The sequence below is a fragment of the Bacillota bacterium genome, assembly GCA_023511835.1.
In the GTDB taxonomy this organism is placed as follows: Bacteria; Bacillota; Sulfobacillia; order JAIMAT01; family JAIMAT01; genus JAIMAT01.
The window spans coordinates 1-13,593 of the sequence record JAIMAT010000056.1; the positions used below are offsets into that span (position 1 = coordinate 1).

At 75.7% G+C, this 13,593-nt stretch carries 9 protein-coding genes; 5 read left to right on the forward strand and 4 right to left on the reverse strand.

Translation table 11 applies throughout. From position 1 onward, the window contains the following. Nucleotides 1-331 (forward strand): DUF402 domain-containing protein (locus K6U79_08470; GenBank protein MCL6522385.1); only part of this gene is annotated, 331 nt, incomplete at its 5' end. 37 nt (nt 332-368) lie between these two features. On the opposite strand, the gene K6U79_08475 is transcribed toward K6U79_08470, so the two are convergent. Genes K6U79_08475 through K6U79_08485 form a run of 3 tightly spaced genes read right to left on the reverse strand, consistent with a single transcriptional unit; the run spans nt 369 to nt 4,929 of the window. Continuing rightward, nucleotides 369-2,690, reverse strand: coding sequence for a DUF3488 and transglutaminase-like domain-containing protein (locus K6U79_08475; GenBank protein MCL6522386.1), 2,322 nt, complete (start codon nt 2,688-2,690; stop codon nt 369-371). Beyond that, nucleotides 2,659-3,957 carry a DUF58 domain-containing protein gene (locus K6U79_08480; protein ID MCL6522387.1) on the reverse strand — a complete coding sequence of 433 codons (1,299 nt, stop codon included), beginning with the start codon at nt 3,955-3,957 and terminating at the stop codon, nt 2,659-2,661. Before K6U79_08480 ends, K6U79_08475 begins: the two co-directional genes overlap by 32 nt. A 3-nt stretch (nt 3,958-3,960) precedes the next feature. Further along, the gene (locus tag K6U79_08485) at nt 3,961-4,929 is read right to left on the reverse strand and encodes a MoxR family ATPase (GenBank protein MCL6522388.1); all 969 of its coding nucleotides are present in this window, start codon (nt 4,927-4,929) and stop codon (nt 3,961-3,963) included. Between the two features lie 94 nt (nt 4,930-5,023). On the opposite strand from K6U79_08485, the gene murD reads away from it, so the two are divergent. Both murD and K6U79_08495 read left to right on the forward strand, forming a co-directional pair. After that, on the forward strand, nt 5,024-6,514 hold the full coding sequence (gene murD, locus K6U79_08490; protein ID MCL6522389.1) for a UDP-N-acetylmuramoyl-L-alanine--D-glutamate ligase: 1,491 nt from the start codon (nt 5,024-5,026) through the stop codon (nt 6,512-6,514). 66 nt (nt 6,515-6,580) lie between these two features. After that, entirely contained in the window at nt 6,581-10,027 is a 3,447-nt protein-coding gene (locus tag K6U79_08495) for a DNA polymerase III subunit alpha (protein ID MCL6522390.1), read from the forward strand. Here the strand turns inward: K6U79_08495 and K6U79_08500 are convergent. Next, nucleotides 10,016-10,501, reverse strand: coding sequence for an NUDIX hydrolase (locus K6U79_08500; GenBank protein MCL6522391.1), 486 nt, complete (start codon nt 10,499-10,501; stop codon nt 10,016-10,018). The genes K6U79_08495 and K6U79_08500 overlap by 12 nt on opposite strands. Here K6U79_08500 and K6U79_08505 point away from each other — a divergent pair. Beyond that, on the forward strand, nt 10,491-11,804 hold the full coding sequence (locus K6U79_08505) for an MFS transporter (protein MCL6522392.1): 1,314 nt from the start codon (nt 10,491-10,493) through the stop codon (nt 11,802-11,804). The two genes, K6U79_08500 and K6U79_08505, sit on opposite strands and share 11 nt — an antisense overlap. A gap of 124 nt (nt 11,805-11,928) precedes the next feature. Further along, nucleotides 11,929-13,368 carry a PAS domain-containing sensor histidine kinase gene (locus K6U79_08510; protein MCL6522393.1) on the forward strand — a complete coding sequence of 480 codons (1,440 nt, stop codon included), beginning with the start codon at nt 11,929-11,931 and terminating at the stop codon, nt 13,366-13,368. Nucleotides 13,369-13,593 lie beyond the last annotated feature (225 nt).

Genomic DNA, 13,593 nt, shown 5'->3' on the forward strand with positions numbered 1-13,593 from the left:
CGACGTCTTCGCCCTGCTGGAGGCGGGCGGCGTCCGCTACTATTGCAACCTGACCAGCCCCGTGGAATGGTCGGCGGAGGCGGATGGCCGCCTCCGCCAGGGCCGGACGACCGACCTGGACGTGGATGTGCTGCTCTCGGCCGATGGCCGCCTGCGCATCGTCGACCTGCAGGAGTTCAACCGCCACCGCAGCGAGTGGTCGTACCCCGAGAGCCTGGTACGCGAGGTGGAGCGGGCCTTGGCCGACCTTCTCGACCGCATCCGCGACCGCCAGGAAGCCTTCTCCCCGGAGGCGCCCCTGCTCTGGCGGCGCTGGCTGGAGGGGCACTAGCCGCTCGCCCGCCGCCGGCCGGGCGGCCGCCCCGCCCTCACCAGGCCAGCCAGCGGTGCCAGGCGTGCCGCCAGCGGCCGGCGAGCCCCGCCCAGGCCCGGTTCAGCTCCTCCCAGGCGCGCCGTGCCTCGGCCGACTCGGCCGCGGCCGGCGCCGCAGGCGCGAAGAGCGCCCTCTCGTAGAGCGCCGCCAGCCGGCTGAGCGGCGGCACCAGCGAGGGATAGACGCGCCCGACGCGCCGGGCGTACTCGCCCGGCGTCTCGCCCTGCTGGCGCGGCAGGCCGTAGTGTCGGCCGAGCCGCTCGGCGAGTCGGAAGAGCCGTCCCACCTGCTCGCGGCTGCCTGCCGCCGGCGCCGCCTCGCGCCACCAGCCGCGCCCCGCCCAGAGCAGCGCCAGGAGCAGGGCGGCACCCAGCGCGAGCACCGCCGGCGAGCCGCGGCCCGCCCTCCCCGAAGCCGGGCCGGCGTCCCCGGTCTGACCCTCCTGCGGCTGGCGCACCTGGGGTGGCGGTGCGCTCCGGCCGGGCGCCGGCGCGTCCGGCGCGGAGGGGGCGACCGACGCCTGCGCCCCCGTCGCGCCGGATCCCGGCGTGGGGTCGAAGGGCACCCAGCCCCGCCCGGGAATCCAGGCCTCCACCCAGGCGTGGGCGTCCTCGTTGCGCACCTCCAGGCTGCGGCTGCCGTCCGGGAGCGGGGTGGCGGAGCCGAGGTCGACGCGGAAGCCCGTCACCCAGCGCGCGGGGATGCCCAGCGTGCGCAGCATCACCACCATGGCCGTGGAGTAGTAGGTGCAGTAGCCCTGGCGCTCGTCGAAGAGGAAGAAGTCGGTGAAGTCGCGTCCCGGCGGCGGCGCCGAGGCGTCCAGCGTGTAGGGGTAGGTCCGCTTCAGGAAGGCCTCCAGCGCCTGGGCGCGGGCCAGCGGGTCGCCCAGCCCGGCCGTCACCTGCTCCGCCAGCCGCTTCACCCGCGCCGGCAGCGTGGCCGGCAGCTGCAGGTCGGTGCCCTGGTCGGGCGGTGGCACGGGACCCGCCTGCGGCGAGAGGTCGTAGCCGGGCCCCCCGGGGGCGATCAGGCGGACCACCAGCTGGTAGCTCCCCTCCAGCGCGCCGCCCGATGCGTAGAGGTTGCCCATCCCGTCGGCGCGGAGCGGGGCCGGCGCCCGCAGACGGACCGGCTGCAGGGGATAGAAGAGGACCGGGAGGCTCTCCTGGGGCTCCACCTGCAGGCGGAGGAGGGGGGCCGAGGGCGGGATCGCCCCGGCCGGCGCCGGAGGCTCGGAGAGGACCGGCTCCTCCGTCTGGGAGAGCCGCCAGCCGTCGCCCGTATAGACGTCCTCCGCCATCCCGCGCAGGTAGAGCGTCCCCCGGGCGGGCTCCCCGCGCAGGCGGAGCCGGAGGACCGGCGTCGGGTCGAGCAGCACCGGCCCGCCGAGGCGATCGTTGGCCTGCGCGAAGCCGGTGCTCGAGAGGTCGAAACCGGTCAGCCCGAGACCGCCGACGGGGACGCCCGCGCCGCGCAGCTGGCCCAGCGAGGGCAGGAGCCGGGCCAGACGGACGCCCAGCGAGCCCAGGCTGGCGGGCGGGATGGCGGAGGGCAGCGCGGAGACCAGCAGGAGAAGCGCGGCTCCGGCCAGCACGCCCGTCGCCAGCAGCCGCGCCGGGGTGGCGGCATAGGCGGGTGCCGGCCGGGCCGCCCCGCCGGAGCCGCCGCCCGACCCCGCGGCCCGGTCGGCGCCGGCGACGGCCTCCCGCGCCGCCAACCAGGCCAGCCCCAGCGCCATGGCCGGCCAGAGGACGTCGTAGGCCGGGTCCCAGTACCAGAGCCACTGCACCAGCAGGACGGCGGCGCCCAGCCCGAGGAGCCAGATGCCGCGCCCCTGCGACATGCGCTCGCGGTGCGCCACCACCCCCGCGGCCAGTCCGCCCAGCGTCATGAGCGCGTAGGCCACCGGGGGCGGTACCGCCTCGGGGTGGCCGCTCCAGGCGGCGGCGACCAGCTGGATCACCTGCACCAGGCCGAGGCGGAGGCGCCACCAGAGGAGGGGGTCGTAGCGGGCCGCCAGGCCCAGGGCGACCACCGCGGCCACCGCCAGCGTCGGGCTCAGCCAGCGCCAGCGGGCCAGCGCCCAGGCCGCGAGCGCCACCGGCAGCGCCGCCAGCAGGAAGGGGAGCGGCTCCAGCGGCACGTGCAGGAAGGGCCCGAAGCTCCAGGCCAGGAGGGCCAGATAGGCGTGGAAGAGCGTGATCTCCAGGAGCTGCCAGGCGAAGGCGCCCCCCTCCGCGGGCGGCTCCGCCCTCCGCCCGGGCGCCGGCAGGGCCGGTGCACGGCTAGAGGGATCGGGAGCGGCCAGCACCCTCACCCCCCAGGAGCGCCGCCAGCTCGCCCACGGAGGCGACGGCGTAGGCCGGGATCCCCGCCCGCGCCAGGTCGCCGAGAAGGCGGTCCGGGCCCGGCTCTCCCGCCGCCGCCCGGTGCGGGGCGAAGGGGAGGGAGCCGTCGCGCCCGGTGCCCCGGCGGGGCAGGGCGAGGAGGGCGAGCAGGCCGAAGCCGGCGCGCTGGAGGCGCTCCAGCGCCGCGGCCAGCGGCTGGTCGAAGCGGGGCGAGACGACGACCAGGGCCGTCCGGGCGGGCAGCTCCAGCGCCAGCTCGCCCAGGGCGGCGGCCATCTCCTCCTCGCCCGGCTGTGCCGCGGCCAGCGCCTCCAGGAGGAGCGCCATCTGCGCGTCGCCCGCCCGCGGCGCGATCCAGGTCCCGCCCTGGCCGGGGATCCAGGCGCCCACCGCCATGTTCCGGCCCAGCCAGGCGCGGGCGCAGGCCGCCACCAGCTCGCAGGCGGTGTCGAAGAGGTCGGCGGGAGCTTCCTCGCGGCCGCCGACCCGGCCGGCGGACTCCAGGTAGGCCCGGAGGCGGCCGTCCAGGACCAGGACGGCCTGGCCGCCGGCCGTCGGGTCGAACTGCTTGGTGAAGAGCATCCCGCGGCGGGCGCTGGCCTTCCAGTGGATCCAGCGCGCCGCGTCGCCCGGCTGGGCCGGCCGCGCCCCGGCCAGGCTGGTCGGGTCGGCCAGGTTCCGCCGCCGCGTCTCGGCCTGGCCGTAGGGCTCGCCGAGCGGCAGCGAGAGGCGTTCCAGCGGCAGCACGCGGGGGTAGACCGTCAACGTCTCTTCCCCCTCCACCCGCCAGCGGTGCTCAAAGAGGCCGAACGGATCGCGCACGGCCGCCTCCAGCGGACCCAGCCGGTAGCGGCCGCGACGCAGCGGGGCGGTGCGCAGCCGGTAGGTGGCCGAGGCGGAGACCGGCAGGGAGAGGAGGAGCGGGGCGGGCAGCAGGCCGACGCGGGCCCCGGGGGCGTCCTCGAGGCGCAGGCGCGGGACCGGCAGCCAGCCGTCGTTCTCCACCGCCAGCCCCACCTCGAGCCGGCCGCCGGCCGTGGTCCGGAGCCGCCCGCGCACGAAGGCGACCCGAACATGGCGCGCCGCGTAGAGCGTCCAGCCGCCCGAAAGGAGCAGGAGGCCGGTGAAGAGGTAGAAGACCGACCAGGGCAGCTGCCCGCCCATGAGCAGCGCGGCCAGACCCAGGGCGGCCCAGAGCGCCGGCAGCCAGGGATCGCTCAAGCGGAGGTGGCGCAAAGCCTATCCCCCCCGCCTCACCCGCACCTGGTCCGGCAGGGGCGTCCGGGCGAGGATGTCGCGGAGCACCATCTCCGGGCCCACCTGCTGCCAGCGCGCCTCCGGCCGCAGGATCAGGCGGTGGCCCAGCGCCGGTTCGGCCAGCGCCTTGACGTCCTCGGGCAGGACGTAGTCGCGGCCCAGGAGGGCGGCGCGCGCGCGCGCCAGCGCCGCCAGCGCCACGGCCGCCCGGGGGCTGGCGCCCAGCTGGACATCGGGGTGGGAGCGGGTGGCGGCGATGACGTCGACCAGGTAGGCGCGCAGCGCCGGGTCGACGTAGACTTGGCGCACCCGCTCCTGGGCCGCCAGCACTTCCTCCGGCGTCGCCACCTGCTCCAGGGTGCGAAGCGGCTCGTCGCCGTGCAGCCGGTCCAGGAGGAGCGCCTCCTCGTCGGGCGCCGGGTAGCCGATGCGGAGGCGGAGGCCGAAGCGGTCGAGCTGGGCCTCGGGCAGCGGGTAGGTCCCCTCGAAGTCGACGGGGTTCTCCGTCGCCAGCACCAGGAAGGGGCGCGGCAGCGGGCGGGTGACGCCGTCCACGCTCACCTGGCGCTCCTCCATGCACTCCAGCAGGCTCGACTGGGTCTTGGGCGAGGCGCGGTTGATCTCGTCGGCCAGCACGATCTGGTGGAAGACGGGGCCGGGTTCGAAGCGGAAGTCGCCGCGGTGCGGGTCCCAGACCGAGGTGCCCGTCACGTCCGAGGGCAGGAGGTCGGGCGTGAACTGCAGGCGGGCGAAGCTGGCGCCCAGCGAGACGGCCAGCGCCTTGACCAGCATGGTCTTCCCGGTACCCGGCACGTCCACGATCAGCACGTGGCGGTCGGCCAGGAGCGCCGTCAGCAGAAGCTCGATCGCCTGCCGCTTGCCCAGGATGACGCGCTCCACGTTGGCCGTCACCCGGGCGGCCAGGTCGCGTACGTCGGGATACTCGGGCATAGGATTCTCCCTTGCACCGGATTGCGGAATCATCGTATCACGAAACTTGCGCCGCCCGAGGCCGAGGCGCCCCGGGCGCTGGGAGGGATGGCCGGTGGGCGGGAGAGGGAAGGCGGGCGCCGCGGGCGGGGCGGGCGAAGGCTACCGGGGCCAGCGGGTGGCCGTCATCGGTCTCGGCCGCTCCAACCTGCCGCTGGTCCGCTGGCTGCTGGAGCGGGGGGCGCGGGTGACGCTCTTCGACCGGCAGACGGCGGCCGAACTGGGCGAGCGGATGGCGCCGCTGGCTGGCCTGGGCGTGGAGATGCGCCTGGGACCGGGCTACCTGGACGAGGGGTTGGAACGCTTCGATCGGCTGGTGCTGACACCCGGCATGCGTCTCGACCTGCCCCAGGTGGAGGAAGCGCGCCGGCGCGGCGTCCCCCTCGACGGCGAGATCGCCATCCTGCTCCGCGAGCTGGCCGCGCGGGGCGCGCGGGTCGTCGGCATCACCGGCAGCTCCGGCAAGACGACCACCACCAGCCTGGCCGGGCGGATCTTCGCCGCCGCCGGCCTGCGCACCTGGGTGGGGGGGAACATCGGCGACCCGCTGATCGACCGGGTCGACCGGATCAGTGCCGGCGACACGGTGGTGCTGGAGCTCTCCAGCTTCCAGCTGCGCACCGTCGACCGGAGCCCGCAGGCGGCCGCGCTCCTCAACGTGCGGCCCAACCACCTGGACGTGCACCCTTCCTTCGAGGACTACGTGGAGAGCAAGCGGCGCATCGTGCGCTTCCAGGTGCCGGAGGACGTGGCTGTCCTCAACGCCGAGGACGAGATCTGCCGCGCCACCCCGACGCCGGCCCGCCGGCTCTGGTTCGCGCTGGAGCCGTCGGCGCTGCCCGCCGGGGGGGAGGGGGCCGCCTGGCTGGAGGAGGGGCGCCTGCGGCTGCGCTGGGAGGGGTGCTCCGAGGAGCTGGGCGAGGCGCGGCAGATCCCCCTGCGCGGGCGCCACAACGTGGCCAACGTGCTGGCCGCCGCCGGCCTGGCGCGGGCGCTGGGCGTCCCCGCCGCCGTCGCTTGGCGGGCGGTGCTGGACTTCCGGCCGGTGGAGCACCGGCTGGAGCTCTGCGGCCGGGCGGGCGGGGCCACCTGGGTCAACGACTCCATCGCCACCGCGCCGGACCGGACGGTGGCGGGCCTGGAGGCCTTCGAGGAGCCCGTCGTCTTGATCGCCGGCGGCTACGACAAGCACCTCTCCTACCGCCAACTGGCCGAGCGGATGCTGGGGCGAGTCCGCCTGGCCGTCCTCCTCGGCCAGACGGGGCCCGTCATCGCCCGCGAGCTGGAGCAGGCGGCCGCCGAGCGCGACGTCGAGCCGCCGCCGGTGCTCCGCGTCGGCTCGCTGGAAGAGGCGGTGGAGGCGGCCCGCCAGCACGCCCGGCCCGGCGACGTGGTCCTCTTCTCGCCGGCCAGCGCCAGCTACGACATGTTCCGCGACTTCGAGGAGCGGGGGCGCCGCTTCAAGGAGCTGGTCGGCCGGCTGGGGCGGCGGGAGGCGGCCGCAGGCGTCCGGAACGGGGAGGAGCCGGGCGGGGCGGAGGGGTAAAGGCCATGCACAGGCGGGAGGGGGCGCCGCGCCCGGGCGGCGGCCTCTGGCGGGGAGGGGCCAGGGTTGGCGGGCTTCGTCCACCTGCACATGCACTCGGAGTACAGCCTCCTCGACGGCATGATCCGGGTCCAGGAGCTGGCCCGGACGGTGCGCGCGATGGGCATGCCGGCCGTGGCGCTGACCGACCACGGCGTCCTCTACGGCGCCGTCGACTTCTACAAAGCCTGCCTCCAGGAGGGCGTCCGCCCCATCCTGGGTTGCGAGCTCTACGTCGCCCCGGGCAGCCGTTTCGAGCGCGCCCCCGGCGCCGACGGCGAGCCCTACCACCACCTCACCCTGCTGGCGGAGAACGAGCAGGGCTGGCGCAACCTGATGCGCCTGGTCAGCCTGGCCTCGCTGGAGGGCTACTACCGCCGGCCCCGGGTGGACCGCGAGCTGCTCGAGCGGTACCACGACGGGCTGATCGCCCTCAGTGGCTGCCTCAGCGGCGAAGTGGCCAGCCGCCTGCTGCGCGGCGACCGGGAGGGGGCGCGCGAGGCGGCTCGCTTCTACCGAGACCTCTTCGGCCGGGAGAGCTTCTTCGTCGAGCTCCAGGACCACGGCCTCGCGGCCCAGCGCCGCCTCCTCCCCGAGCTGGCGGAGCTGGCGCGGGAGTTGGGCGTGGGCGTGGTCGCCACCCAGGACGCCCACTACCCGCGGCGCGGGGATGCGGCGGCGCACGAGGTGCTCCTCTGCATCCAGACGGCCACCACGCTGGAGGACCCCGGGCGGATGCGCTTCGGCTCGGACGAGTTCTACATCAAGAGCCCCGAGGAGATGGCGGCGCGCTTCGCCTGGATCCCCGAGGCGCTGGAGAACACGCTCTCCATCGCCGAGCGCTGCCGCGTGGAGCTCCCCTTCGGGCGGACGGAACTGCCGGCCTACCCGGTGCCCGGAGGGCTGGAGGCGCCCGCCTACCTGCGGCAGCTCTGCGAGGAGCGGCTGCCGGCGCGCTATCCGGAGGCGGAGCGGCGCGCCCCGGGCGGGGAGGTGCGCCGGCGGCTGGAGCACGAGCTGGCGGTCATCGAGCGGATGGGCTACGCCAGCTACTTCCTGATCGTCTGGGACTTCATCGACTGGGCGCGCCGCCGCGGTATCGCCGTCGGGCCCGGGCGGGGCTCGGCGGCGGGCAGCCTGGTGGCCTACGTGCTGGGCATCACCGACGTCGATCCGCTCCGTCACCGGCTGGTCTTCGAGCGCTTCCTCAACCCGGAGCGCGTCTCCATGCCCGACATCGACATCGACATCGAGGACCGGCGGCGCGGCGAGGTGATCGATTACGTCGTCCACAAGTACGGTCCGGAGCGTGTCGGCCAGATCATCACCTTCGGCCGCATGCTGGCCCGCTCGGTGGTGCGCGACGTGGGCCGCGCCCTGGGCCTCCCCTACGGGGAGGTGGACCGCGTCGCGCGCATGGTGCCCGAGCGCCTTGGCATCACGCTGGAGGAGGCGCTGGAGGGCAGCCCCGAGCTGGCCGAGGCCTACGCGGGCTCCGAGCGCGTGCGCACGCTCCTGGACGTGGCCCGCCGCCTGGAGGGCCTGGCGCGCCACGCCTCGGTCCACGCCGCCGGCGTGGTCATCTCGCCCGTCCCCCTGGTGGAACGCGTACCGCTCCAGGCCATGCAGCACAACGGCGAGACGACGGTGGTCACCCAGTTCCCCATGGGGACGCTGGAGGAGCTGGGGCTGCTCAAGTTCGACTTCCTGGGACTGCGTACGCTGACCGTCCTGGAGGAGGCGCGCCGCCTCGCCGGCGAGCGGCGGGGCGCCCCGCTGGACTTCCAGAGCCTGCCCGAGGACGACCCCGAGACGCTGGCCATGCTGGGCCGCGGCGAGACCACGGGCATCTTCCAGCTGGAGTCGCCGGGCATGCGGGAGATGCTCCGCGAACTGAAGCCGTCGCGCCTGGAGGACGTGATCGCCGCCGTCGCCCTCTACCGCCCGGGGCCCATGGAGAACATCCCCGAGTTCGTCCGCGCCAAGCACGAGGGGCGGATCCGCTACCCGCACCCGCTGCTGGAACCGATCCTGCGCGACACCTACGGGATCCTGGTCTACCAGGAGCAGGTGATGGAGGTGGCCTCGGTGATGGCCGGCTTCACCCTCGGCCAGGCCGACCTCCTTCGTCGCGCCGTCGGCAAGAAGAAGCGCGAGGAGCTGGACGCCCAGCGCCAGGCTTTCGTTGAGGGTTGCCTGCGCAACGGGCACTCGCTCGAGCTGGCGGAGGAGCTCTACGACCTGATCCTCCGTTTCGCCAACTACGGCTTCAACCGGGCGCACGCCGCCGCCTACGGCATCCTGGCCTACCGCACCGCCTGGCTGAAGTGCCACGAGCCCGTCGCCTTCCTGGCTGCGCTCCTGGCCAGCGTCCAGGAGCAGAGCGAGAAGGTGGCCGAATACATCCGCGAGGCTCGCCGCCTGGGCATCGAGGTGCGGCCGCCGCACGTCAACCGCTCCGGCGTCGACACCGGCCCGGAGGAGGACGGCCGGGCGATCCGCCTGGGCCTGGCGGCGGTCAAGAACGTGGGGCGGGCGGCCGCCGAGGCGGTGGTGGAGGCGCGCCGGAGAGAAGGACCCTTCGCCGGCCTCGCCGACCTGGTGGCGCGCACGGGCACGGCGGTGCTCAACCGCCGGGCGCTGGAGAGCCTGGTCAAGGCGGGGGCGCTGGACGGGCTCGGCCCCAACCGGGCGACGCTGGCCGCCTCGCTGGAGGCGGCGCTGGAGGCGGCCCAGTCCGAGGAAGCCCGGCGCGAGGGCGGCCAGCTCTCGCTCTTCGGCGAGGGCGGCGGCGCACCCTTGGCGGCACCCCCGCCGGGGGCCGGCACCGCCGCGGAGCCCGAGTGGCCTCCCCTGCGCCGTCTGGCCGCCGAGAAGGAGGCGCTGGGCTTCTACCTGAGCGAGCACCCGCTGGAGCGGATGGAGGCGCGGCTGCGCGCGCTGGGCGTGACGCCGGTGGAGCGGCTGGCCGGAGGGCGCCCGGAGGAGACGGTGCGCGTGGCCGGCTCGTTGGCGGGGCTGCGCCGGAGGAAGACACGGAACGGGGAGACGATGGGCTTCCTCGTGTTGGACGATGGCACAGGCGAGGCGGAGGTCCTGCTCTTCCCGCGCCTCCTGGCCCAGGTCGCTCCGCTGCTCTCCGGCGAGGCGCCGCTCGTCCTGGTGGAGGGCCGCTACTCGCCCCGCGACGACCGGCCGGAGCGGCCGCTGCTCGTGGCCGGCCGCGTCGAGCGCCTGGACGAGGAGGAGGCGCCGGCGCTCTTTCTCCGGCTGGGGCGGCGACTGGCGGCGGAGGAGGACCAGTGGCTCGGCCGGGAGCTCCGCCAGCGGCCCGGCCGGTCACCCGTCTTCGTCGCCGAGGGCGGGCGGCGCTGGCGCCGGCTGGCTCTCCGCGTCGAGGCCGACGAGGAGCTCCTCCGCCTGCTGGCCGACCGCTTCGGGCCGGACGCCGCGCGGCTGGGCTCAGCCGGCTAGGCCGTGGAGCCGGAGATGGGCGGCCGCCAGGAGCGTCTTGCCGTCGTGGATGCGACCCGCCTCCGCCTCGGCGAGGAAGGTCTCCAGCGCCAGCGCCTCCACCTCCAGCTCCTCGCCGGGGTCCAGCTTCCGCTCCCCCGGCTCGAGCCCGCTGGCCAGAAAGAGGTGGATCTCCTCGTTGGAGTAGCCGGGCACCGGCCAGAACCAGAGAAGCTCCCGCAGGCTCGCCGCCCGGTAGCCTGTCTCCTCCTCCAGCTCGCGGCGCGCGCAGGCCTCGACGCTCTCGCCCGGCTCGGCCTTGCCGGCCGGCAGCTCCAGGATCCAGCGGTCCAGCGCCGCCCGGTACTGCCGTTCCAGCAGGATGCGTCCGTCGGGCAGGAGCGGGATGACGCAGGCCACCTTGGGCGAGTCGACGTACCAGTGCGTCACCTCGCGGCCGCGGACGGTGAAGCGGCGTTCGGCGATGGGTAACATGGGATCCTCCTTCCGCGGGGCGCTGGGCCGGCTCCTTCCCCTTTCGCAGCGCTCGCGGAGCTTCCTGCTCTTCACCTTCTTCGTCCAGGCCGGCCTGGGCGTCCAGACGGTCGCCTACAATCTCTGGCTCCTGGCGCTGGGCTATCCAGCCGCCTGGCTGGGCCGGCTGATGGCCGTCGGCGCCGCCGCCGGCCTGGCCGGCTCGCTCCCCCTGGCCTGGCTGGGCCGGCGCTGGGGCGCGCGGCCGCTGCTGCTCCTGGCCGGCGCCCTGGGCGGCCTTCCCGGCGCGGCCAGCCTGCTCTGGCCGCGCCCGGCGCTTCTCCTGCCGGCGGCGGCCGGCTCGGGGCTGGCGGCGGCCGCCCTGGCCGTGGTCGCCAACCCGCTCATGGCCTCCCTCGAACCGCCCGGCCGGGCCAGCCTCCTCTTCTCCAGCCAGTTCGCGGTGGGCCAGCTGGCCTCGCTGCTGGGCTCGCTGCTGGGCGGCGGGCTGCCCGCCTGGATGGAGGCCTGGGGCCGGGTGGCCGCGCTGCGCGACACGCTCGGCGTCTCGCTGCTCCTGACGGCTTTCGCCCTCTTCCCGCTCCTGGCCCTGGACGGCGCCGGCGGCGGGGCGGCCCCGGTCGCGGCGGCCGGCCCGGCGGGCCCGGGGCGGCCACCGCGCTCCGCCAGGAGGCGACGGTCGGCGCGCGGCCTGCTCGCTCCGGCCTTGCTGGTCCTGGCGGAGGCGGTCACGGGGGCGGGCGCCGGGCTGGTCATCCCCTATCTCAACGTCTTCCTCGTCCGCCGCTACGGCGCCGGCACCGGCCAGGTGGGGACGCTCTTCGCCCTGGGCTCGGTGGCGACGGCGGCGCTGGCGCTGGCCGCCGGCCGGGCGGCGCGGCGGCTGGGCCCGGCACGGGTCGGCATGGCGCTCGAGCTGCTCTCGTTGCCGCTCCTCCTGGCCGTCCCGCACGCGCCCTCGCTGCCTGTGGCCGGGGCCGAGCTGATCCTCCGCACGGGCCTGATGAACGCGGCCGAGCCGCTCCGCGGGCAGTTCGCCATGGAGGCGGTGGCACCGCCGGCGAGGAACTGGCTGGCCGCCCTCCAGAACCTGGCCTGGGAGGCCGCCTGGGCAGCCGCCACCGCCTGGGCCGGACCGCGCGTCGACGCGGGCGCCTTCCCCCTCCTCTTCCGCGGCACGGCCCTGGCCTACGCCCTGGGCGTGGCGCTCTGGCTCGTGGTGGCGCTAAGGCTGTCGGCGGGTCGACGGCAGGCGGGGCCGGCGCCCGGGGCCGGCGCGGAGGGATCCGCTGGCGGAAAGTGAATCCATGGCATGCGGACGGTGCGACGGTTCCGCCCCTCCGCCGCGCGCGGAAGCTCGCCCGTGGCCGTGGGGGCGGGCCGGCGCCCGCCGGCTCGCCGGTGCGTGTCGAGGCTGGCCAAGGAAGGTGGACGCCATGGAAGGCGAGGGGCGCATCCGTCTGCTACCCGACCTCTACCTGCACAACGACCTCGTCCTGCGTCGCGATGCCGTCGAACTCCTGGAGGAGCCCGTCTTCGCCTTCGACGGCGAGGGGGAGCCGGTCTACGCCAACGCCAGCGCACGGCGATGGCTGGAGTTGGAGGCGGATGAGACCGGGCTAGGGAGCCTCGCCCAGCGCGTGGGCGGCCACCTGGACGGCGCCGTTCGGGCGGCGCTCTCGGGGCGGAGCACCCGTCTCATCGTGCGGGGCGGGCTGAAGGCGCAGGTGCTGCCGCTGGTCAGCTTCGACGGTCCGCTGGCAGGCGCCGTCCTGGTGGTGGAGGCGCCGGAGGCGCCGCCCGCTCTCCGGCGCCGCGAGCGCCTTTTCCGCGCGCTGCTGGACGAGCTCTCGCGCGGGGGAGGCTGGGCTTACGCCCTGGACGCGGGAGCGCGCGTAGCCTGGGCCAGCGGGGAGCTGGCCGACCTCCTCGGGCGGGCGCCGCAGGAACTCCTGGGTCGGAGCATGGGCGAGCTGCTGCCGGGTCTCCCCGTCGAGGCGCGCGTCGACGAGGAGGCCCTGCTTTCGCGCGGCCGCGTGGAGCGCCGCCTCAACCTGGACCGCTGGCTCGCCGCCCGGCCCGGGCCCATGAATGTCTACGCGCGCGCCCTCCTCCACGAGGAGGAGCCGCTGGGCGTCCTGGTCCGGATGGAACCCGTCCGCCGCCAGGAGGAGGAGCCGGTCGCCCACGCGCAGCAGGCGGCCGCCATCGCCGCCCATGAGATCCGCAACGCCCTCTCGGCCATCCGCGGCTACCTCCAGCTGGTGGAGCGCTCGGCCAGCGAGCGGCAGCAGGAGTTCCTGCGCCTGGCCCTGCACGAGCTGGACCGGGTGAGCGACCTGACCAGCTACCTGATCGCCCTGGAGCGCCCTCTCACGCCCAGCGACCAGAGCGCCCAGCCCCTCCAGCGCTGCCTGGGGGAGAGCGTCCGGGAGATGGAGGTGCAGGCGCGGGCCGCGGGGGTGGAGCTGCGCCTGGCCGCGCCCGAGGCGCCGGTGGTGGCGCGCCACAGCTGCGACAGCCTGCGCCAGGTGATGCTCAACCTGATCGGGAATGCTCTGGAGGCGGTAGGCCCGGGCGGCCACGTCGACGTGACGCTCCGACCAGAGGGGAGCTGGGCGGTGATCGAGGTGGCCGACGACGGCCCAGGCATCCCCGCCGACCGGCTGGAGAAGATCTTCGAGCCTTTCTTCACCACCAAGGCCAACGGCACCGGCCTCGGCCTCTCCATCTGCCGCCGCCTGGTGGTCGCCCAGGGCGGCGAGCTCCGGGTGGAGAGCCGCGACGGCGAGGGGGCGCACTTCTTCGTCCGCCTGCCGCTCTCCGGCGCCGAGGGGGCGGCGGCCGGCGCGGGAAGGCAGGAATGAGGCGGGAGGGGGAGAAGGCTGGCGCGAACCTGCGCCTGGGAGGGAGGCGCGTGTGGCAGGTCCTCTACGTAGCAGCCACGCGTGAGGTGGCCGACCGGATCGTGCGGGGGCTGGCCGAGCGGGGCTTCCTGGCGCGCCTGCAGGCGGTGGGGGGCCATGGCGGCCCGTCGACATGGGAGATCCTCCTTCCCGAGGTGGAGATCGAGGAGGCGCAGGCCGCGCTGG

Bases quoted from the DNA above. Each gene is read 5' to 3' on its own strand.
- K6U79_08505 (MCL6522392.1), top strand. From the start codon at position 10,491: ATGGGTAACATGGGATCCTCCTTCCGCGGGGCGCTGGGCCGGCTCCTT.
- K6U79_08500 (MCL6522391.1), bottom strand. From the start codon at position 10,501: ATGTTACCCATCGCCGAACGCCGCTTCACCGTCCGCGGCCGCGAGGTG.
- K6U79_08485 (MCL6522388.1), bottom strand. From the start codon at position 4,929: ATGCCCGAGTATCCCGACGTACGCGACCTGGCCGCCCGGGTGACGGCC.